The sequence below is a fragment of the uncultured Lactobacillus sp. genome (assembly GCF_946477725.1).
Lineage (GTDB): Bacteria > Bacillota > Bacilli > Lactobacillales > Lactobacillaceae > Lactobacillus.
Map to the genome: position 1 here is coordinate 1 of NZ_CAMKZC010000001.1, position 22861 is coordinate 22861.

Genomic DNA, 22861 nt, shown 5'->3' on the forward strand with positions numbered 1-22861 from the left:
TTAATCAAGATGTCGTCAGTTCGAGTCTGACAGCCGGAGCAAAGAGAGAAGAGGATCTAGAAAGGTCCTCTTTTTTTGTGCCTGATTATTTAAATACCCTGGATTAATTATTATGTCCTATTTGATATTAGGTTCAATTTTGAGCTTTTGGAAAGCTGAAATTAATTTCTTTAACCCTGGTTTTAGTTCTTGTCCATGCTTGACTGCAATGAAATATTTAATTTGGATCAAGTTATGATCAACAGGAAGTAAGTTAATAGGGGTCTGTGCCATTCTTTTGATTATGCTGGCAGCGGAAATAGTTAATCCTACACCTTTTATTGCTAAGTTTGTGGCAGTGATAATACTACTGCTTTCTAAAATAATATTAGGCTTGATATGAAATTTTTGAAACGCACCGTTGACTTGGTGACGTATAGCAGAATTAGTTGAACTGACAACAAAAGGCTCTTGCAAAATATCTTTAATGTCATATTCCTGCGGCTTGAGTATAAATCGTCCTTTTTTAAAGTATTTTGATCTTGGCGAAATAATAACAAAATAGTTTTCACCACCATTGACATAGAAGTCTAGTCCTTGATTAAGTGATTCAGGAGTTTGACCGAGATAGCAATCTATTTGTTCATGCAATAGATGTGTTTCACTCACTCTGGGGAAGCTTTCCGCTAATTGTATTTTAATGTGAGGATTTTCAAACATAAAATTAGGCAGTAATTCGGGTAATAAAAATGTACCCAGGCTTTCCAAAACACCAATTCTAATTACTTCTCTATTAGGTGATACGTATGGTATTAGCTGCTCAGTTAGTTTTTGTTTATTGGAAATTTTAGTTTCTAAATAATTGTAATAAATTATTCCGGCTTCTGTTAACTTGAATGGAATTGACTCACGGTCAATTATCTTAGTTCCCAGTTTCCGCTCTATCCTTTTAATTAGTTGCGTTAAATAAGGCTGTGAAATATATAATTCACCAGCTGCTCGTGTAAAATTACTTTCTTTTAGTATTACATCGATAAAATGTAAAACTGTTTCAGGGTCATTCATATTTTACCTCCCATAACAATTTTATTATAATCTTTTTACTTTAAAACTATTTCATTTTGCTAAAAAAAGTTAGTAAAATTTAACTGATAAGTATTTAAAGAAAGGAAGTATATTAATGATGAAACCTGGTACTTACAAAGTTAAGGCTAAAGGTCATGGCTCCAGTTTTATGCCTATGGAAGTGACCCTTTCTGAGGATAAAATCAAAGAAATTGGTATAGATTCAAGTGGTGAAACTGCAGGAGTAGCCGATGAAGTTTTTAAACGTTTACCAAAGCAAATTATTGCTAGCCAAACTTTAAATGTTGATGCGGTTAGTGGAGCTACTATTTCCAGCCATGGAGTAGTCGATGGTGTGGCTCAGGCAATTAATGAGGCCGGTGGAGACGCACAAGAATGGTTAAACAGGCCAAAACCTCAGACCGCTAATAGTTCAGACGCTGAATACCAAACTGATGTTGTGGTGATCGGTGCCGGCGGGGCTGGTCTTGCGGCAGCCGCCAGAACAATTCAAAATGGTAAACAAGTAATAGTATTGGAAAAATTCCCTCAAATCGGTGGTAATACTACTAGGGCTGGTGGTCCTTTAAACGCTGCTGAACCTGAATGGCAAAATAAATTCCAAGCCTTACCTGGTGAAAAAGAAAGCCTGGAAAAATTAGCCGCTACTCCAATTGCTGAAATTGATCCAGAATACCGTGATGATTTTAAAGAATTGCAAAAGCAAATTAAGGCTTATGTGGATTCAGGAGAAAATTATCTTTTTGACTCGGTATTATTACATGAGATACAGACTTATTTAGGTGGCAAAAGAACTGACTTAAATGGTAATGAAATTCATGGCAATTATGCTTTAGTTACCGAGCTTGTCAATAACGTACTTGATTCAGTTAAATGGCTAACTGATTTAGGAGTAAAATTTGACCGCTCTGATGTCACTATGCCGGTTGGAGCTTTATGGCGCCGCGGTCATAAGCCGGTTGAACCTATGGGCTATGCCTTTATTCATGTTTTGGGTGATTGGATAAAAGATCATGGCGCCACTGTTTTAACTGAAACTAGGGCTCAACATTTAATTATTGAAAACGGTAAAGTTACAGGTGTTGTAGCACAAGGAAGCGATGGCAGTAAGGTTACTGTTCATGCCCAAAAAGTAATTTTGACTTCTGGCGGCTTTGGTGCAAATACTAAAATGGTACAAAAATACAACACTTACTGGAAGCACATTGATGACGACATTGCTACTACCAATTCACCGGCAATAACTGGTGATGGTATAGCTCTAGGCCAAGAAGCCGGTGCTGATTTAGTTGGTATGGGCTTTATTCAATTAATGCCAGTTTCTGATCCTAAGACTGGTGAATTATTTACCGGTATCCAAACTCCGCCTGAAAACTTTATTATGGTTAATCAAAAGGGTGAACGTTTCGTTAACGAATTTGCAGAGCGTGATACTTTAGCTAAGGCGGCAATTGCTAATGGTACTTTATTCTACTTAATAGCAGATGAAAAAATAAAGGCTACTGCCTATAACACAACTGAGGAATCACTTGAGGCTCAGGTAAAAGCCGGCACATTATTAAAAGCTGATACTCTTGAAGAACTAGCCGAAAAAGCCGGTATGGACCCTACTACTTTGGTCAATACCATTAAAAAGTATAATTCATACGTTAATGCTGGTAATGATCCGGAATTTGGTAAAAGTGCATTTAACCTTAAATGTGAAGTTGCACCATTTTATGCAACGCCTCGTAAGCCAGCTATTCACCATACAATGGGTGGCTTGAAGATTAATCCAAAAGCGCAAGTAATAAATAAAGATGGTCAGGTTATTACAGGCCTCTACGCTGCTGGTGAGGTTGCTGGCGGCTTGCATGCTGGTAATCGTCTAGGTGGTAATTCACTAGCTGATATCTTTACCTTTGGTAGAATAGCTGCTGATACTGCATGCGATGAAATTGCACATAATGATGCCGTGACTGGTGCATCGGAAAAATAAAATAATATTTTGATTCTATTAAAAGAGGAAGGCGATTAGCCTTCCTTTTTTATATATATCCTCTTTCAAAAGCAACAAAAACGGTGACAATTAGTAAATCTGCACAGCCGCCTAAGCTGTAATTATGTACTAAGCACTCTTTACTTAATTTTTGCAATTGCTTTTTCCCAGCTGCAGTAGCATAGCCACCAAGATCTAAATATTTTATTGCTTCTTGGTGGAGCCATTTAACTACATCATAATTTCCGGCCCGTTTAATTAGGTTACTGTCAACCGCTACTGTAGCTATTTTCATTAATGTGTCAAGAAGCCTGGTTTGAACAGTCCCAGTACTGCTTTTTAAAAAAGGCAATGCCACTTCTCTAACTATGGGGTAGCCTTGTTCTGCCTGTGCTCTGGCTCCGCCTATTTTATATTTAACAAATTCTTGTTCGCCAGCTGTTTGTAATTCATTATTTTGAACTAAATCATGCTGTACAAGCCCTTTACACATCTTGGTAATAGTAAGAAACAGTTCGGTCTTGTTTGTCATACTATAACTTTCGGCACAAATAAAAATTCCTAATGCAAAAATTGCTCCTTTATGGGTATTGGCACCATGGGTAGCGGTAAACATTTCTTTTTCAGCGGTAATGCCTCTTTGCCTTAATTGCTGAAACATTTGGGTTAAGTCAGTTGAGTGAAAAGTCTGGCCAATTTTAACGGCATCGGCAAAATACGATTCTAAACTGATAGAACTGTCAATAAAAGTATAAATATCCATGTCGGGATGTGGGCCTGGGCTCCCAGGATCTACCAGACCAGGTTTGGGTTCAGTAACAACTTCATACAAAAGCGAGCGTAAAGCATTTTGGGTAATTGAATTAGTCATATTATAGGTTTGATTCATTAGTTAATTAATTCTTTGACAACTTGTTGAACGATTTTAATAATTTTTATGTTATATCTCTTTGCCATAATATCAGTATATCCTATTTCAAGACCCCTCTACTATATCATTTACTAATTCCTGATAGATATTCGGTTTGCTTTTTACGTCATTTTAGCTTTGTATTTTTTTATATTTTAGTTGACAGGAATGTTATCAACAATTTTTTGAATATCTGGTTTATGACTTTTAAGAAAGTCAATGAAATCAACAGTTCCTGGTGAGAAATTTTGACTGGAATCATAAACTAAATAAACCTGACGGGTATTTTTAGGTAAATCCAGTTTTATAATGTGAATATCGAAACCACTCAGATAAATAGTTTTGGCAACGATGCCGACAATGTCATTGGTCAATACTTGTCCAGCAATTGCTAATTCATCATGTAGTCTATTCGTGATATTTAGATCAGAGGCATTGGCTAATAAAGCATTAGTGATGTCTTTACCAATCTGAATTTTTTTAGAATAGGTAATAATTGACTCGCCTTGTAATTCTGCAGGCGTAATTTCTGTTATTTTAGCCAAGTTGTTTTCTTTTGAAACGATAGCAATAATTTCTTCAGTGTAAAGGGGAATATAAGTAAAATAACTAAATTCAGGTACAAATGAGGAAATTCCAATATCATACCAGCCATTTTTAATACCTTCGCAGATTTGATATGAAGGATTATCGTGGTAGATGAAGTGAGGGGAAATATTACTTTCTTGTTGATACTGCTTAGTTAAGTGGGGCAATATAGTTCCAATTGCTGTAGGGATGCCGGCAATATGGATATTGCCCTGATCCTGACTGATACGCTGCTCAATCTGCTTTTTACCACGATCTAAAGTATTTAAAGATTTGGTTACAGTATCATAAAAAATGCGGCCATATTCAGTTAATTGCACATAACGTCCATTATGGTTAAACAGTTTGCATTGCAGCTCATTTTCCAGTTGCTTAATCGATAGCGAGAGGGTAGGTTGACTGATAAATAAATTGTCTGCTGCTTTTGTGTATTGTTTTTGGTCTGCCAATTCACGAAAATAATAAAGCTGATTTAGATTCATGATGTTACCTCAAAAGTATTTTTAAATTTAATACATCTATTAAAAAACACTATACTCATTTTTGTAAAGCCCTTACAAGTTTTATTTATAATATTATTGCTGAAATTAATATTCATACGTTATTGTTAATTTTACTATGTTTTGACGCTTTTAACTAATGAGTCTTTTTTATTATTGGCAACTATTTACGGCTAAACTTTACATTTTTTTCCTTTATCTGACTACTGCAAAAGAATTAATTGACATAATTCAAAAAAATAGTTTTGAGTTAAAGTAGCGGTTCAGTTTTTATATGCGTAAGCTATTAATTATTTATTGGTATAAAGACAACTTGCTATTCAAAATGAGCCTAAAAATTAATAATCTGAAATTATGAAAATGAAAAATATTGTTGTAGTAGCACTTTTAACTATAGTTATTTTTTATAATTCAGTAATCAGAAATAATTATTCATATCCGTTTTAATAGGATATATTTATTTCTGAATTATCAGCAGTCTTAATTTTGAAAGGTAAAGCTATGAAAAAAGGGAAAAGTTATAGTGGCGTTGCCGCTTCTGTTTATACCCATTTTGCAGTTGTGGGCGCAGCTACCTTATTTATTAGTCAATACAGAGAAATATTGGCCCATTCTTGGAATGCCAGTGCGACCCAAGTTTCACTTGTAATTGCAATGGTTGGTTTAGGAAGAATTTTTACAATTTTATTTGCTGGCGCTATATCAGATAAGATTGGTCGTAAAAGGAGTTTATTAATTGCATTGCTAAGTGATGCTATTTTTCTTCTTGGTGCTGCTTTTGCGAACAATATTTGGATAGCTGGTTTAGCAGCAATGTTTTTCGGTGCAACCAATTCATTTGGCGATACAGCCGGTTATCCTGCACTAGCAGATGCTTTTCCAGACAAAACAGCCACAATGAACTCGTTTGTTAAAGCTGCAATGCAGGTCATGCAAATGTTATTTCCGTTTTGCGTAAAAATAATTAAAAACCCTAAGATTACAGCGTTAATATTAGTCATTATCATTTTACTGGATGTTGTTTTTACAATGAAAACAGCTTTTGCCCCACAAGCTGAGGCAAAAGAGGCTCCTGCAGAAGAAAAAAGCCAAGAAACTGGTATTAGTGAGCAGAATCAGCCTAAGTTAGCTGTTGATGGCTTAATGATCATTGGTTTAGGTTTTACGATTTGTTTTACATTCTATATTTTTTCTCTTTATGCTCCCTACTATGGGCAGTATGTGTTAAATGAGTCCGCTGCTAACGCCAATCAGCTTGTGTCATGGTATTCGATTGCTTCCTTAATATCTGTGTTTGTGACCTCAGCTTTAGTAACTAAGGTAAAAAGGTTGAATTTGATTATGGTATATTCGGCTATTAGTGCTCTTGGTCTACTATTGATGGTCTTAAAGCCGTCTCTACTAGCTGGTGAAATAGGTTCTTTAGCTGTCGGTTTCTTTACTGCAGGGGGAGTGTGGCAAGTTGCACTTTCAGTCTTGACTTCTTATTTCCCCCAAAGTCACGGGAAAATCACTTCATACTACAGTTTTGCGCCAGCCGTGGTTTACTTTGTAGCACCACTTATCGCCGCGTTTGTGTTAAAGGCCAATGCTGCAAGTACACTGATGGTATTTTGGATAACGACAGTGATAACGATCATTTCGGTAGTTCTGTGTGTTGTCTTGATTAGTCGTAGTAAAAATTTCAATATCAAAAATTAATATAAAGTAGAAGGTGAATTTATGTCAGAAAAAACAATTAAAGCAACAGCAGAAGGAAGAAATGGTCAAATCGACTTTGATATCAAAGTCGAAGATAATCAAATTACTGATATCAAGGTAACCAAAACTGCCGAAACCCCGGGTATCTTTAACCAGGTTGTAGGTAAATTAAAAAAGAATATTCTAAATAATCAAAGTTTCGCTGTTGATGCTATTTCCGGTGCTTCGATTATGACACAAGCTATGCTTGACTCTGGTAAAAAGGCCTTAAAAGCAAATGGTGTAAATATTGCTTCTCAGCCTAGCAATCGGTCACATCAAGATGTAACCTATGATGTGGATGTAGCCGTAATTGGTTCGGGGATGGCAGGCCTAATGGCTGCCTGTCGGGCGTTATCAATGGGTAAGAAAGTTCTTTTAATTGAAAAAAATGGCTATCTCGGTGGTGCTACCATTTTAAATGGTTCAAATGTTGTTGGGACTGGTTCAAAATTAGCAGCTACTTTATTTGGTGAGGAAGCAAATAAAGATTCTCCGCAGCTCTTAATTCAAGATATTGCCCGAGAATGCCGGGGGACAAACTATCCCTTACTTTCAGATTTACTGGCGCAAAATATTGGTAAAGCAGTTGACTTTATCACTGAATTTGCGGACCTAACCTATCAGAAGGCTGAAACACAAACTATTGAACATTCTGTTAACCGCCAAATTGAAATGCCAACGGAAAGTTCTTATGAATTGATTTCTAAAGTGGCAAATGCTTTTACCAAAAAGGGTGGCAAAATTTTACTGGAAACTCGGGTGGAACACCTGAATAAAAATGAACAGGACCAGCTTGTCTCATTAGTTGCTGAAGGCAAGCACGAAACAGTTACCGTAAACTTTAAATCTTTAGTTATGGCAGCTGGCGGCTGGGGTGCGCGTGATTACCTTAAACATAAAACCAATATCCCTTATTACGGTCCAATGACTTCTACTGGTGATTATTTTGCTTTTGCTAAAAATATGAATTTGGCTTCCCGCAATCTTGACTGGTATAAAGTTTATCCTCATGGTTTAGAAGTTGAACCTGGCATTGCTAAATTAACCACCTATTCAACAAAAGAAGCGACAGATATGGGTGCTATTTTTGTCAATACCAGTGGTAAACGAATTGTAAATGAATCTGCCCCATACACTCACTTTCGGGATGCTATTGCTGAACAAAAGGATAAAATTGCTTTTGTAGTAATGGATGAAAGAACATGGAACAGATTTTATGAATTGCTGCTTAAATATGGGTTTAGTAAAGATGAAGTTCAAGGCTTCTTCGATCTTGACGGCAAGAAGAGTCCGATTTTGGTTAGCGGAGACTTAAAGACAGTGGCCCAAAAAGCTGGCATTAATTATGACAACCTCAAGAAGACTTTAACTGACTATGATAAATATGTAACTTCAGGTAATGATCCTGAGTTTGGTCGCCCTTGTCAGTTTATGCATAAATATGAAGGCGATACCTACTTTGTGATTGAGCAGAAATTACGTTTTTGTACTACCCTTGGTGGTTATGAAACTAATCAGCGTATGCAACTTTTAGACCAAGATTTAAAAGCGTTAGACAATTTCTATGCCGCCGGAGAGATTGTTGGCGGCGCTAACGGTCATGATTCAATGCCAAGTATGATGAATTCTTGGTCTTATGCTTCAGGTTTTGTGGCCGGAACAGAGGCTGCTGATAATACCAATTATCAAAAATTGGAAAAGACTGTACCTGATCCAATTGATGCAGTGTCTGGTGCTTCTAAAAAATAGCGTAAAATAATTATTTTTAAATTTAATAAAGGAGAAAAATGATGACTAATAAAATTACTGGTGTTAATGGTCCTATTACTGGCTGGCTCGATGGTCATACCTACTTAATTGGGTTGATGGCTTATCCTATTCGGCATTCAATGTCACCGACAATGCACAATAATGCGTTTGCTAAGCTGGGCTTGAATTACACCTATCTTTGTTTTGAAGTTGGCAACGATAAATTAAAGGGCGCAGTTGACGCTATTCGCACGTTAGATATGCGTGGTTCCAACGTTTCGATGCCTAATAAAAAAGAGGTCATTCAATACCTAGATAAATTATCACCTGCTGCTAAAATGTGTGATGCTGTTAATACTATTGTCAACGATCATGGCGTTTTGACAGGTTATACCACTGATGGAATCGGTTTTGTGCAATCACTCAAAGATGAAGGCTTTGATATTAAAGGTAAGATTATGACCTTAACCGGTGCAGGTGGTGCTGCAACACCGATAGCGGTTCAGTCAGCTTTAGATGGTGCTAAGGAAATTAGAATATTTAACATTAGAGATAAAAATTGGCCGCAAGCTGAAAAGACTGTTAAAACTATTCGTGAAAACACTGACTGCAAGGTTTCTCTGACTGAATTATCTGATCAGGAAGCATTCAAACAATCAATTGCAGAAAGTGATATTTACTGTGATGCAACCAGCATCGGAATGAAACCGTTTGAAGATAAGACGTTAGTTTCAGATCCATCATGGTTCCATCGGGATATGGTAGTATTTGACACGGTTTACTCTCCAAGAACTACTAAGTTAATGAGAGTGGCGCAAGAGGCTGGAGTTAAGCATGTCTATGACGGTATCGGCATGATGATCGATCAAGGAGCAGCATCATTTAAGCTGTGGACAGGTAAAGAGATGCCAACTGATTATATTCGTGAGATTATATTTTCAGACGACAATGATTAGTTGAGGGACTAACTAATGGCTACTGTAAAGATTAGAAATACTGTTTTAGGTGCAGGACTGCCCAAAATTGCCGTCCCTAATGTCGGAACGAGCGAGGAAGAAATTTTGGCTGCAGCTGAAAAGATTAAGTCTGCTAAACCAGATTTAATGGAATGGCGCATTGATTATTATGCTGCAGGAATTAATGACTTTGCCAAGCTAAGTACTACTGCCAAGAAATTGCGGCAGGAAGTAGGAGAGCTGCCTATTTTGGTCACATTTCGCACTAAAAATGAAGGTGGGGTTTGCAGTCTGGCTGAAGACCAATATTTAAATTTAATAGAATATGTCGTTACTAATAGGCTGGGTGATGCAGTTGATATAGAACTTTTTCATGATAAAAAAAGAGTAAAGTCTTTAGTAAACTTAGCTCATGACTGCAATGTCGTGGTAATTATGAGTAACCATGATTTTGAAAAGGTGCCAGCTAAAGACGTAATTGAATTTCGTTTACGAAAAATGGCGCAACTTGGTGCAGACGTTCCTAAATTAGCCTGCATGCCTCATAGTGCTACTGACGTTTTAACTCTTTTAGCAGCAACGACAGAAATGAATGCAGAAATTGCTAATCCCTTGATTACTATGGCTATGGGTGATATTGGTAAAGTTACTAGAGTAGCGGGTCAAGTTTTCGGCTCAAGCTTATCATTTGGTGCAGTGGGTCAAACCTCCGCACCGGGACAACTGTTAATTGCAGATTTGCGGAATGCGGAAAAGTATTTGGCAGCGGATTAAAATTAATATAATAATAGTATTAAAAAGCTAACTTTATATTCTGATAAAGTTAGTTTTTTGTGTACAAATTTTATTTTAAATAGTAAAATTCGAAATAATTAAGTCGCTTTGTATATTAATATTTTTTATTTTATTTTATATGTAACTAAGTAATATTATAATGTCTATTTTTTGTGAGACAGTACAAGAGTACAATTATCAAGAGAAGTAATTTGAAAGCATATTCAAACTTTAAATGATAAAATGTTTAGAGCAAAAGAATACTATTTTATTGTAAATCATTAAACTTTTAAAATAAATGTAAGGAGAGATCATCAGTTGGCTACAATTCGTGATGTTGCGAAAGAGGCAGGTGTATCTTTAGGTACTGTTTCGCGCTATTTGAATGGGTATACTCTAAAAAAAGCAAATATGGAAAAAATTGCTGCAGCGATTAAGAAGCTTGATTTCAAGCAAAATTATTTAGCAAAGGGGTTAAAAACAAAGAAAAGTCATGCAATAGGTGTTGTCGTAAACGCCCTAACAGATATTTTTGCTGCATCCATAGTTACTTCTTTAGAAGACCTTTTGGAAAAGAATAACTATGAATTGATAATTGCTGATTATAAAAACAATATAAAATTGCTAAACGAAAAGCTTAAATTTCTCTACTCAAGAAATGTAGATGGCATAGTTCTATTTCATGTTGAACAAGCCGTGCCCATATTAAAAGAATTTCGGAAGAAAAAGATTCCGGTAGTAGCTGTTGATACTCCTATATCTGGATTTGAGTGCGATACAGTACTGCTGGATAATTATCATGCTTCAGTTGAAGCTGTCAAGTCTCTTTATAAAATAGGTCACAGGCAGATTGGCATTATATCAGGTGGACAGCAAGGGTATGTTGGCTCTGAAAGATTACGCGGTTATGTTGCTGCAATGAAAAAATACGGTGTTTTTGATCGCGAATTAATAGCAGGTGGCAGTTCATTTAAAGATGCAAGCTATGATGCTACTTTAGATTTACTTAAAAATAATCACCAAATAACCGCACTATATTCTACAAATTATTATATGACAATAGGAGCTATTCAAGCAATAAATAAATTGAACCTCAGAATTCCTACGGATATTTCTTTTATTGGCTTTGATGACTATGATATTTCCACAGTGATAAAGCCCCAGCTAACTGTTGTAGCACAACCAGTCGCAAAAATTGGCCGAGAAATCGGGAAAATAATTTTACAAAAAATTACTAATCCGGCTGACTTGAACTACCAAACCAAGTTTTTCAAAGCCAAAATTGTTTGGCGAGATTCTGTCATAAATAAAAACTTTTAAGAAAGCGATTGCAATTAATTTCTAAAAGTAATATTATTATTGTGTAATTGAACCGGTTCAATTATTAAAAGCTTTTTATTGTATAGATACATTTGGGGTTCATTTTCGTAATATATAGTATTCTTATTGAGTAAACATTATATTTTATTGCAAAAATGAACCGGTTTAAAAAAGTTTTGTTTATTTAAGTAAGGAGAAATTTTATGGATGACAAAAGTGTTATTCAGCAGAGTAAAAAACTAATGATAGCGATCATGGGTATTTCTCTGGTTTTATCTACTTCGGGAGCAATTAGTGGTACTATTCCTTTAATGGAAAAACATTTTGCTAACATGCCAACTTCTACTGTAGAATTGATTGTCACTATTCCGAGCTTCTCTGGAATTTTTATTCCGTTGCTTGCTGGATTTATTGAAAAGGTTACTGGTAAAAAATTGTTGGCATTGCTGGGATTAGGCATCACTGCAATTTGTGGTGTTATTCCAGTATTTACCGGAAATTATTGGCTGATTTTATTTTCAAGAATAATGGTTGGGGTGGGGATTTCTCTTCTTACTCCGTTAAGTGTTTCATATATCACTGATATTTATGAAGAAAAAAGAGCTAATGAGCTTTTAGGCTATAGGAACTCTTTTATTAATATTGGTAGTACAGTTTTACTCTTTTTAGCTGGTTATTTAATAAAAATTGGTTGGCATTCTGCCTACTGGGTATTTGCTCTAGCTGTTATTCCGTTCATAATGACGCTGGTTTGGATACCTAAGCGTTTTGATAATTATAGCGTTACTGTGGGCGAAGATGTTGACCAACAAAAAATTAAGCAGACAACGAATTGGCAAATAATTGGCTATGCGATCTTGTTTGGCATTATGCAAATTAGTTATATGGGAATTAGTCTTAAAATTCCAAGCTACATTGTTAATAATCATATTGGTGATAGTAGTACAGGAAGCTTTATCTTAAGCTTACTGCCAATTGCGGCTATTGTTTCAGGGCTTCTTTATAAATACATTTATCATGTCTGGCAGAAAAATACCACTGCGTTTAGTGCTACCATTGCTGGCCTTGCATTAGGAGCTACACTATTTTTACGCAATTCCTACTTAATTGGTGCTTGCATTATGATTTCCGGCTTTTTCTGGGGCATCATGAATCCTCATATGACTGAACTGTTTGCCCTTAGTTCGCCAAAGGGCTCAATGACATTGAGTACTTCCATAGTTATCTTTGGCATTAATATCGGTGGAACGTTTGCTCCATTTATCTTCCAATTTTTAGGAGCTTTATTCCATAATTATAGCCCTGAAATGGGTCTGATCATTTCAGCACTTATTTGGATTATTTTTGGTGTGGTATTTTTGATTGTAAATTTGATGTTAGCTAATAAAGCTAAAGGAGACAATAAAGATGCGTAAAAGAACTGTTCACTTGGATTTTCACACTAGTCCGTATGTTAAAGTTGGTGAAAAATTTGACAGCCATGAGTTTGCTCAAACCTTAAAAAAAGCTCATGTCAATTCCATAACGTGTTTTGCTCGGGATCATCATGGGTATCTCTGGTATAATTCTAAAAACCATCCTGAAATGATTCATCCAGGACTAGTCAATCATAACTTGCTCGCAGAACAAATTAAAGCTTGTCATGAATTAGGAATAAAAGTTCCTATTTATTCTACATGCCAATGGGATGAATATTGCATGCTAAATCACCCAGAATGGCTTTGTCGGGATCCTGAAGGAAATAGAATTAATATGGGTGATGAAAAGCCTAATTTTAATGATGTTTTATGTTTAAATAGCGATTATCGTCATTATTTGTTCGACCATGTTAACGATGTGATAGACAGTATTGGAGCAGAGAACATTGATGGGTTCTTCTTTGATATTTTCTTCCTAGTGCCATGCGATTGTAGACATTGCAGAAAAGAAATGGCTCGTTTGGGTATTGATCACACAATTGAAAGTGAACGTGTGCGGTATTGTCATTTAATGCTAAAAGAATTTAAACGTGAAATGACTAGTTTAATTCATAAACGAGTTAAGAATGCTACTATTTTTTATAACGGTTCTCATGTTGGACCTTATATTAAAACTTCACTGCGTTACTACTCACATCTTGAAATAGAGAGCCTTCCTGGTGGAAACTGGGGCTATGATAATTTTCCTCTAGTGGACAGATATGCTAGGACACTGGGTAAAGATATTATCGGTATGACCGGAAAGTTTCATACATCATGGGGTGATTTTCAATCCTTTAAAAATAAAGAAGCTTTGGAATATGAAGTTTTTCAAATGCTGTCTTTTGGTGCAGGGTGTTCAATTGGTGACCAATTACATCCTAGTGGTCAATTATCTCCTGCCACTTATGAATTAATTGGCCATGTGTATAAGACTGTAGAACAGCTAGAACCAGAACTTGAAAATACAAAGCCTTTAGCCGAAATTGCTGTAGTTACTCCAGAAAGCATATGGGACAACGGCATGACTTTAGATGAATCCCTTATTGGAGCCAACCGGGTACTTGATGAATTGGGGTATCAATTTAATATCATAGACTTAGAAGCAGATTTTTCTCAATATAAATTGCTGATTCTGCCAGACAAAATTAAAGCCACCCCAGAAAGTTTTGCTAAACTACAAAATTATGTCAAAAATGGTGGCAAGTTGCTGTTGTCGTACCAGTCAATGGATCAGGGAGCTTATGACGAGAACCCTCTGACTGGTAATTTAATGGAAGGACATTCTTTCTGGGATCGTGATTATATATATCCTAATTCACAAATAGGACGTAATTTACCTCAAGAAGAACATGTTATGTATGAGCAGGGAATGGCTGTTGAACCAATCAGTTCAAAAGTTATTTTGGAAACACGTGAACCCTACTTTAACCGTGAAGGTAAATATTATTACGGCCATAAACATGCTCCTTCCACAGGCAAAAAGGGTGTACCAGCAGCTACTCAAAAAGGAAACTGCATTTACTTTTCACATCCTGTTTTCAAGATATATCGTGACTATGCTCCTTGGTGGGTAAAAGAAATTATCTCTGATGCTTTGAACACATTACTTCCAGATCGGTATGTTGTTAAGCCAGAAGATAAGCCAAGTCTGTCAGCACAGTTACATTACTCATCAAATGAAAACAAGTTTTTGTTACACCTATTAGACTATCCTCTGAAGAAGAATGCGGTTAATTTATATACTATTGATGAACGGACACAGTTGATAAATCAAAACTTTACAATTTTAGTAGGAAACAGAAAAGTTAAAAAGGTTGAGCTTATAAGGCAAAATCAGAAAATTGCTTTTCAACAAAATGATACCAAAGTTAGCTTTACTGTTCCCAAAATTGACGGCTATGAAATTGTAAAAATACAATGTTAGGAGAAGTATATGACTAAAAACAATAATATTGAATGGTTCAAAAATGCTAAATATGGCATGATGATTCATTGGGGATTATATTCTCTACTTGCTGGTGAATATGAAGGAAAATCTTCAAGTTATTATGCCGAATGGATTCAGTCTAAATTACAAATACCTATTGTTAAGTATCGCCAACTTGCAACAGCTTTTAACCCAATTTATTTTGATGCTGATAAGATTGTCGCATTTGCTAAAAATTGTGGTATGAAGTACCTGGTAGTAACTACTAAACATCATGATGGTTTTGCAATGTATCATTCTCATGTAGACTCATACAACGTTTATGACGCGACACCTTTTCATAGGGATGTAATCGGAGAATTGGCAGAGGCTTGCCAAAAGGCGGGTTTAAAATTTGGCCTTTATTATTCGCAAGATCTAGACTGGCATGAGCCTAACGGTGGCGGCTACCTTTCGAATGATATCGAATCAGCTGGTACTACTTGGGATAACAGCTGGGATTTTCCGCAGAAAACCAAGAACTTTGCGCAGTGTTTTAATGACAAAATCATACCCCAAATTAAGGAAATAATGAGCAATTACGGTGAGATAGCTACAGCCTGGTTTGATGTACCGATGACTTTGACTGAGGCACAAAGTCAGGAAGTCTACGATACAGTGAAAGAACTCCAGCCAAACTGTTTAATTAATTCCCGCCTTGGTAACGGTAAATATGATTATGTTTCACTTGGCGATAATGAAATTCCAAGCGACAAAGAAGAAAACGAGCAAAATGTTGATTATAATTCAATTGAAGGATTTAAACCGTCTCCTTATGGTTTATATGAGACAGCTGGCACAATTAATGATTCTTGGGGCTTTTCATACCGCGATCAAAATTGGAAATCTCCCGCAACAATTTACCAATACCGCAAACATTTAAATAGTTTAGGAATCAATTATCTGTTAAATGTTGGACTTGATGGTTTAGGCAGAATTCCGTTACCTGCACAAGAAAATATTGCAGCTGCAGCAAAATTGGTTGAAAATTAATAAAATGTTTTAATAATGATATGACCTCCGAAATTAAGTCAGTTTCGGAGGTCGTATTTTTTAACTATTTAATACAATAAAAAGGCTCATCATAATTCGATGCGCCCTAATTAATGAAGATAATTTTGAATTTTTTGAGTGAGATCTTCTCTAGTACTTAATATAAGTTCTATATAAATTATTTTTTCCTTTTCATTTACACGGTAAAAGATATATTCATATTTATCAATTAGAACATAATAACTGTCAAGTAATTTAGAAAGTTTAGCAGCTTTAATGCCTAGATATGGAAATGACTCTAGATTCTTCAGTTTTTCTTCTTCTCTGGCTAAAACTTCTTTTTTTTACTTTTTCACCGAATCTAGTCAATAAGTATGTTTTTAAGTTTTCAAAATATTTTATAGAAGGGCTTGATAATTTTAATGAGAACATTAGCTAAATAGTTTTCCTTTAATTTCATCAAAATTATAGTGCTTTGATTTTTCAGCTTTTTTAATTTTATTTATTAGCTCAAGAGCAGTAGTAAATTCATCATATTCTTCGATATCTATGAGCGCAAATTTGCCATAGCCATTTTTGGTAAGAAAAACTGGATTATCTTTTTTAACTTTATTTAGAACTTTATTGTAATTTCTTAATTCTGAAACAGGTTGGATTTGTAGCATAATTAACACTTCCTTTGACAAATATTGTATATTATTTTACTAAAAATTTACAGTATAAAAATGAGCAATAATATTATGCGCTGATTTTTTAAAGTGTCTCATTACTGTACGTTATTAACATTAATTATTCATTAGACAAGATGATTTCTATAAGACTAAAACAAGATTTCTTGTATGATGAAATTAAATAATTATCTCTATCAATTGTTACAAGTGTTAGGAAGTTGAACTTGTACACTAATTAAATTCGGAAATAAAACTGGAATATATTATTTTTCTACTACAAATTATTTTTATGATTACAATCTAAAAAATAACTGGCAATTTCGCACAGAGAACAAGACTTTGATTTCTATTTGGTGTAATTTAACCATAATAATACCCCCAAATTTATCCAAAATTTGGGGGTATTATCATTTTACTTGTTTAGCTAATTAGTCTTCGTAAGTGCCAACCTTTTTCAGTTTACCTAGAACACTCTCACCATGAGGTGATTGTCCTATTGCGACAGTTAAATCACGGCCGGCTAGATTGCCATGGTGCTCACCATCAGTCCAGTGCGGATTACCAGTTACATCATAAACAACACCTTTAATAGCAACATAGGCTGGATTGCCATTTTTGCCATCATATTTTGCTAAAGACTCTTTTGTGAATTTTTCCATTGGAAATATCCCCTTTCCAAATACACTTACTAATTGTCACCTCAATTATAGTCGCAAAAAAATCACAAGTCTAACCTTTATTTTGATTTTTTTGATAGTTGAAACGCCAGCCGGCAATATCCCAGGGGGTAAAAGTCAGATCCAACTTACGCTGGTAAGCCTTTTCATAAGCTGCAACTTTTTGCTGATAATCACATGCCATCATCTTCTTAGAATTTTCATTGGCACTAAGTTTAACGTCTGGAAAAATTGGTGGTAAAACGTGGACTACATATTTTGTTTGATAAAAATTAGGATGATCTTTTTCTAGTTTATCGATTGTCTGAATTTCAATAAAAGTAGAAATAACGGGGACATTTTGCTTAGCAGCAAAATAGTATGCGCCCCGTTTTAATTCACGGGGTTTGCGGTAATTCCACCACATTTCCTGTTCAGGATAAATTAAAACCCAGTTGTTTTGCTCTAAAGCATCATGCAGGTGACGAGGAAATTCGTTACCAACATAGCTGGGAGTTTCTATTAAGGGAATAGTGCCCACATAGTTCATCAAATAGCATAAGATTCCCGGTAATTTCAAATTAGTATCCTCAATAGCAATTTTCAATGAATGATGAGCTTTATTTGCCAAATGCTTAACTGGCAGAGAATCAATTTGATTAAAATGATTGGCAGTAATAATTGCTCCGCCTTGAGGCAAATCAGCCAGGTTTTCAAGTCCGGTAAATGTGGTCGATGATGTCAAGATATGCATCAAAGTATCAAAAAGCAAGTGACCAATTCGATCATTTATTTTTCCCTTGACAGTTTTTTGTTCATGCCAAAAATTGTTGACTAATTCTTTACTCTCTTTAAGGGATAATACAGGGTCACCAACCTCGACTTTGGCATGCCAGTCCCTATTAGCAACAGCTTCTTTAATATTTTGAATTACTTGTTCACGATTGTCACCGAGAATCATAAACTAACAGGTCCTTGTTTTTTTACATTAGCCCAGTTATGAGGGTCATTAATGGTTTTATCTTCTTTGGCCAGCATATGATCCAATTTGTGCCGGTCTTCATCACGCAGTTTATCAGTATAATTATTTAATTCAGTTAACAAATCATTGTAAAACTTAGTTTCTTTGGCGCTGTTCCAAAAATATTCTTCATACTGCACATTTTGAAAATGCCAAGGTTTAAAGAAAAGATTGTAGTGAATTAAACTGGGATTAGCTAAGGGCTCAGTATTATCATTTGGCATGGCATCCCATTTGGGATCTAAATGTAAGATTCTTTTATCGCCAATTTCATTTAAGTAGTCTTGATCAGGAGCAATACAGTCAAAATGATATTTTTTAAGCAGATGCATAAAATGATCAATAAAATGTTCAGCGCGAAAGGCTTTGCAGTTTAAAACCAGCATTCCGGAGTTGATATATTTCTTCGGATCAAGCACTAGCACTTCTTTAATATACTTAACCATTTTTGTCACATATTGAATTGAAGAATCTGTGCAGGCAGCAAACAAATGACTACCTAGCTTGGTATCATACAGTTTACCAATATCATCATTTACGATTGTGTCGCTGTCGATATAAATAGCCTTATCGTATTGGGGAAACAGGTCAGGAATAAACAAGCGGTAGAAAATGGACATAGTAAAAAAGTCAGCCCGCAAAAAGTTTTCGGTACGATTCTGAATAGGGGCAACTATTTCATCATTAATATTAAAAAACTTAACGTGAACATTGCTGGTACCTATTTCTTGTAGGTCCTGTTTATGCTGAGCAGTTAGATCCTGACTTAAAAAATAAACTGTATAATCTTTATCAGCAGCGGCATTTTTAACCAAAGAATTGAGCGATACTGCCGCGTATTTTGTAAAGTCATCACTGATAGCATAAAAAACTGGAATTGTCATGTTGTAATTTTTCTCCAAACGTTATTTTTTTATTAAATTGCTTTTAACATTGAGATAATTAGTCAAAATGTCATCATATTCATGCAATTTTAGCACTTTATGTACACGTTGAACATCCCATGGCTTAACCGTCAAGGTATGAAAGACGGGCCAAAAGCGAAAACTGGTAGTAAAGTGTTGGATTACAGTATCTGGCTGCAATTTATACTGTTCATTATAACGCCTGGGAGCAATTTTCTTTTCTCGCGCATAACGGTTAAGCGCAGTTTGATCCGGCATTAAAACTGTTCTGGTTTGTAAGAGGTGCCGAATGCGGGCAAATAAGTTAGTTTTCCTGATTTCAGGCAGGTTAAGCAGCAAAACGCCGGAATTAACGTAATCAAACACTTTGTGTTCGTGCAAATTGTGGAAAAAGAAGCGACCCCAATAATCAAGGACACCAACAAGTTCAGTGCCAGTTAAATCTTGCTGGTAAAAGTCGACTAAACTGCGTCTGACAATCACGTCAGCATCAAGATATAATATTTTATTTGGCAGCTGCGGTATTTCATCCGCAAAAAGTCTGAGCATAGCATAGGGAGTAAAATGAGTACTCATATTTGCTATGAGAGGTTCCCTAACAAATAAGCCAGTACAATCCATTAATTTTAAAGTGCTTTGGGGATTTTGTTTTACTAAAAGTGATTTGAGATAATCAGCCGCTTGCTTACTAAAAGGCTGAAATTTTTTATGATAACTTTGAGTATACATTGTTAGGATGTATATATGGAGTTCTTGGGCACCACTGTTTTTCAATAATGAAAGGGTAGCGATAAGAATGCCATCTTCGGCGTTATGGTCACCGCAAAAAAGAATATTCATTGAGAACTCCTTAATTTATTTTTTGGTACGTGCAATATTCATAATTACTTTTTAGGGCACGTTTTTGCATTGCCTGATAAATTTCCTGGTGCAATTTTTCTTGTGCCCGCTTTTTATCAATGTGTGAATCCGGGTAAAAAGGGCCGTCGAGATATACAATTATGCGCGGCCTTTTACCCCATTTGGGCTTCGTATAAGTTGTAGTCATAGTAAAACTGGCCACGCCAAGTGTAACGGGAAAGTGCATACTGGTTGCAGGAAAAGGCCTGATTTTAGTGTAATAGGGCCAAACGTGAGCTTCAGGATAGATGACAACTACTTTTTTAGCCTTAATAACGGTAGCTACTGCCTTAATTAGTTTACCAGATTGCTTTAGGTTCTGACCCACAGGAAGCCCAAAATAAGGCAAAACCAGTTTGCCTAACACAGGGATGCCCCAATTTGATTGTGCCCCAATTGCATAATAATTTTTGGTTGGAATAATGTTAAGCGGCAAAACCACGTCACCAAAGGCTTGGGTATGGTTGCCATAGATAAAGTAGCCTTGATTTGCGGCAGCTTTTAGCTTGTCCTTGCCAACTATCTTTATCCTTAAAACCAACTTAATATAGATTATACTAATTAAATGCCCTAATGAACGTACAATTTTTGCCCAAACTTTTCCACCTAAAGAATGGGGAAAAATATTATAGCTATTTGGCAAGTGATAATCCTGGCTCTGGCTAACTACCAAATCATCAGTTAAATGATGATAAAAGTATTTTTGCTTACCCATGAAACCCTTCTTTCGATAATGCCATCAAGTAATTCTATCATGAATCTTGTGAGATTAAAAAGGGGGGCGATATAGGTTAGTTGTCATAACTTTATCTAGGTAATCTATCTTCACATACTTGCTTAATTTATTAATAGTTAAGCAAGTACTTACCAAAAATATTATAAGTGGGTAATTACTTCTAGATTAAATTAACTTTATGTACACAAAAAGAGCACATAATTGACATGTGCTCTTAAATTAACTGAAAATGAGTATAGATGTACTTTTACAAATACGAGGTTAAAATAATCCAATCAAACAACCAATAGTTATAATTACTACCATGATGATAATGACTTTAGTAGCTGTCATTTGTTTACTGGAAACAAGCCACCAGCCTAAAATAACCATAGCTAAAGGCAATAGTCCAGGGAAAATACCGTCTAGAACCGTTTGTAAAGGTTGCGATTTGCCACCTAAAGGAATTTTCGCCACTGTTTTTAAGACAATGGTATTTGCGGCTAATGCACCTACGACCATTACACCTAAGATATTAAAAGCATCGGTAATTCTTTTGGAGTTTTCGCCTACAATGGTGTCGATTGCGCCAACTCCCAGTTTATAACCACTATGAAACGCAATATAGGAAATTGTAGGGCCAATTATACCGTAGGCAATGATGTAAAATAATGGTCCGACAGGACTGCCGCCCTTGGCTAGACTCATAGCAATTGATAATAGAATAGGAACAATAATTCCTTGAATAATTGAATCACCAATGCCGGCCAAAGGACCCATTAAAGTAGCTTTAATGTTAACTGGCATTTCTTCTGAAACGTCATTACCTAAAGCAATTTGTTCTTCCAGAGAGGCAACAATCCCATTAATAATTTGCCCTGTTTGTGGTTCAGTATTGTAAAACATGGAATGACGTTCAAGTAGACGTCTTTTTTTCTCAGGATCATTTTTATAATATTTACGTGCAAAAGGTAAGTAAGAATATGCCCAGGCATGTCCCTGCAGCTTTTCATAGCTCATTGAACTGAGGTGTGTAAAACCCCACCGATACCATATTTGGTTAAGTTCATGTTTTGATAGTAGCTTTTGTGGTTCAGTATTATTTTCTTTGGTAGCCATTTTTAACACCTCTCGTTAAAATAAGTCTTCATCTTCATATTCGTCATCATTATCAACCGCTTGTTCTGCATTATTTGCAGAGCTGGTAGCAGTCGGAGTACTGCTTTTACCAGTTGCCATATAATACAAATATGCGACTAAAGCGGAAATAAAGACAATTGCAATCATGCTTAATTTGGCAAAAGCAAGTAAAACAAAGCCTACAAAGAAGAAAATAAAATGTGATTTGTTTTTGATTACTATGCTCATTAACATTGCAATACCCAAGGCTGGCAAAACACCACCCAAAACCTGAATAATGTGGGTTACAATAGCGGGAATGCTGTCGATTAGCCAATTGACTAAACCTTTACCATAATAAATTGCCAGAAAAACTGGTACAGCACGTAAAAGGAAGGTAGTGATTTGTGGATAAACTAGATGGTTCAGGATGATACCGCGATCATCATTATTATGAGCAGCATTTTCAGCGCGAGTGTTCCAGAAAGAATAAAGAGCCATTCTGCCGTTGTAGAAGATTAAGCCAAATGTCTGACCGATGAGAATGGCTAAGGTAACAGCGATTGCAGGATTTTTAGTAGTCGCCATTGCTAAGCCGATACCACCATAAGCTGCATAAGTAATTTCACTGTTAGTAGCACCTCCAGTTGACAGGTTAGCGATGAAAACTGCCTGTACAGCTAAGCCGCACAAAATACCATTTTTAATATCACCAAAGGCAAGACCGACTAGTAATCCGGCTACCAAAGGTCTACCAACAATGTAGAAGCCCCCAGTCATACCAAAGAGCCAAGGTGTTTCAATCGCTCCCAGATAACAGAAAATTCCTGTTAAAAGTGCGGGAAAAAATAAATTATTCATTTTTATTGCCT

Annotated in this window: 20 protein-coding genes; 9 read left to right on the top strand and 11 right to left on the bottom strand. The window is 35.7% G+C overall.

Annotation, left to right across the window (positions count from 1 at the left end):
- Positions 1-117: 117 nt before the first annotated feature.
- The gene (locus tag Q0R51_RS00005; protein WP_294755778.1) at positions 118-1044 is read right to left on the bottom strand and encodes a LysR family transcriptional regulator; all 927 of its coding nucleotides are present in this window, start codon (positions 1042-1044) and stop codon (positions 118-120) included.
- A 118-nt stretch (positions 1045-1162) separates the two neighbouring features.
- Here Q0R51_RS00005 and Q0R51_RS00010 point away from each other — a divergent pair, with 118 nt between their 5' ends.
- Positions 1163-3043, top strand: coding sequence for a flavocytochrome c (locus Q0R51_RS00010; RefSeq protein WP_294756138.1), 1881 nt, complete (start codon positions 1163-1165; stop codon positions 3041-3043).
- A 49-nt stretch (positions 3044-3092) separates the two neighbouring features.
- On the opposite strand, the gene Q0R51_RS00015 is transcribed toward Q0R51_RS00010, so the two are convergent.
- Positions 3093-3932 carry a triphosphoribosyl-dephospho-CoA synthase gene (locus Q0R51_RS00015; protein ID WP_294755780.1) on the bottom strand — a complete coding sequence of 280 codons (840 nt, stop codon included), beginning with the start codon at positions 3930-3932 and terminating at the stop codon, positions 3093-3095.
- 176 nt (positions 3933-4108) lie between these two features.
- On the bottom strand, positions 4109-5023 hold the full coding sequence (locus Q0R51_RS00020) for a LysR family transcriptional regulator (protein ID WP_294755781.1): 915 nt from the start codon (positions 5021-5023) through the stop codon (positions 4109-4111).
- Positions 5024-5542: 519 nt separating this feature from the next.
- Here Q0R51_RS00020 and Q0R51_RS00025 point away from each other — a divergent pair.
- The 8 genes from Q0R51_RS00025 (at position 5543) to Q0R51_RS00060 (ending at position 16002) form a co-directional block, all read left to right on the top strand.
- Entirely contained in the window at positions 5543-6742 is a 1200-nt protein-coding gene (locus Q0R51_RS00025; RefSeq protein WP_294755783.1) for an MFS transporter, read from the top strand.
- A gap of 21 nt (positions 6743-6763) precedes the next feature.
- Positions 6764-8533 (top strand): FAD-dependent oxidoreductase, encoded by a 1770-nt coding sequence (locus Q0R51_RS00030; protein WP_294755786.1) that lies wholly within the window; start codon positions 6764-6766, stop codon positions 8531-8533.
- Positions 8534-8574: 41 nt separating this feature from the next.
- Positions 8575-9489 carry a shikimate dehydrogenase gene (locus Q0R51_RS00035; RefSeq protein WP_294755789.1) on the top strand — a complete coding sequence of 305 codons (915 nt, stop codon included), beginning with the start codon at positions 8575-8577 and terminating at the stop codon, positions 9487-9489.
- Positions 9490-9504: 15 nt separating this feature from the next.
- Positions 9505-10263: a type I 3-dehydroquinate dehydratase gene (aroD, locus tag Q0R51_RS00040; RefSeq protein WP_294755791.1), complete on the top strand. Its 759-nt coding sequence runs from the start codon at positions 9505-9507 to the stop codon at positions 10261-10263.
- Positions 10264-10581: 318 nt separating this feature from the next.
- On the top strand, positions 10582-11583 hold the full coding sequence (locus Q0R51_RS00045; protein WP_294755792.1) for a LacI family DNA-binding transcriptional regulator: 1002 nt from the start codon (positions 10582-10584) through the stop codon (positions 11581-11583).
- Positions 11584-11786: 203 nt separating this feature from the next.
- Entirely contained in the window at positions 11787-12998 is a 1212-nt protein-coding gene (locus Q0R51_RS00050) for an MFS transporter (protein ID WP_294755794.1), read from the top strand.
- Complete coding sequence (locus tag Q0R51_RS00055; RefSeq protein ID WP_294755797.1) at positions 12991-14967, top strand: alpha-amylase family protein; 1977 nt, start codon at positions 12991-12993, stop codon at positions 14965-14967. Before Q0R51_RS00050 ends, Q0R51_RS00055 begins: the two co-directional genes overlap by 8 nt.
- Positions 14968-14976: 9 nt before the next feature.
- Positions 14977-16002, top strand: coding sequence for an alpha-L-fucosidase (locus Q0R51_RS00060; protein ID WP_294755799.1), 1026 nt, complete (start codon positions 14977-14979; stop codon positions 16000-16002).
- A 431-nt stretch (positions 16003-16433) separates the two neighbouring features.
- Here the strand turns inward: Q0R51_RS00060 and Q0R51_RS00065 are convergent, their stop codons facing one another.
- The 8 genes from Q0R51_RS00065 to Q0R51_RS00100 form a co-directional block, all read right to left on the bottom strand.
- A complete protein-coding gene (locus Q0R51_RS00065) occupies positions 16434-16667 on the bottom strand; it encodes a type II toxin-antitoxin system prevent-host-death family antitoxin (protein WP_294755800.1) in 234 nt (77 codons plus the stop codon).
- Positions 16668-17101: 434 nt separating this feature from the next.
- On the bottom strand, positions 17102-17332 hold the full coding sequence (locus tag Q0R51_RS00070; protein WP_110445406.1) for a cytochrome b5 domain-containing protein: 231 nt from the start codon (positions 17330-17332) through the stop codon (positions 17102-17104).
- Between the two features lie 70 nt (positions 17333-17402).
- Positions 17403-18290 carry a lysophospholipid acyltransferase family protein gene (locus Q0R51_RS00075; RefSeq protein ID WP_294755803.1) on the bottom strand — a complete coding sequence of 296 codons (888 nt, stop codon included), beginning with the start codon at positions 18288-18290 and terminating at the stop codon, positions 17403-17405.
- Positions 18287-19234 carry a glycosyltransferase family 8 protein gene (locus Q0R51_RS00080; protein WP_294755805.1) on the bottom strand — a complete coding sequence of 316 codons (948 nt, stop codon included), beginning with the start codon at positions 19232-19234 and terminating at the stop codon, positions 18287-18289. The genes Q0R51_RS00075 and Q0R51_RS00080 overlap by 4 nt, the downstream gene beginning before the upstream one ends.
- A 21-nt stretch (positions 19235-19255) precedes the next feature.
- Positions 19256-20095 (bottom strand): glycosyltransferase, encoded by an 840-nt coding sequence (locus Q0R51_RS00085; protein WP_294755806.1) that lies wholly within the window; start codon positions 20093-20095, stop codon positions 19256-19258.
- Between the two features lie 10 nt (positions 20096-20105).
- Complete coding sequence (locus tag Q0R51_RS00090; RefSeq protein ID WP_294755807.1) at positions 20106-20870, bottom strand: 1-acyl-sn-glycerol-3-phosphate acyltransferase; 765 nt, start codon at positions 20868-20870, stop codon at positions 20106-20108.
- 282 nt (positions 20871-21152) lie between these two features.
- On the bottom strand, positions 21153-21989 hold the full coding sequence (locus Q0R51_RS00095) for a PTS system mannose/fructose/sorbose family transporter subunit IID (RefSeq protein WP_046324108.1): 837 nt from the start codon (positions 21987-21989) through the stop codon (positions 21153-21155).
- 15 nt (positions 21990-22004) lie between these two features.
- Complete coding sequence (locus Q0R51_RS00100; protein ID WP_122025489.1) at positions 22005-22850, bottom strand: PTS sugar transporter subunit IIC; 846 nt, start codon at positions 22848-22850, stop codon at positions 22005-22007.
- Positions 22851-22861 lie beyond the last annotated feature (11 nt).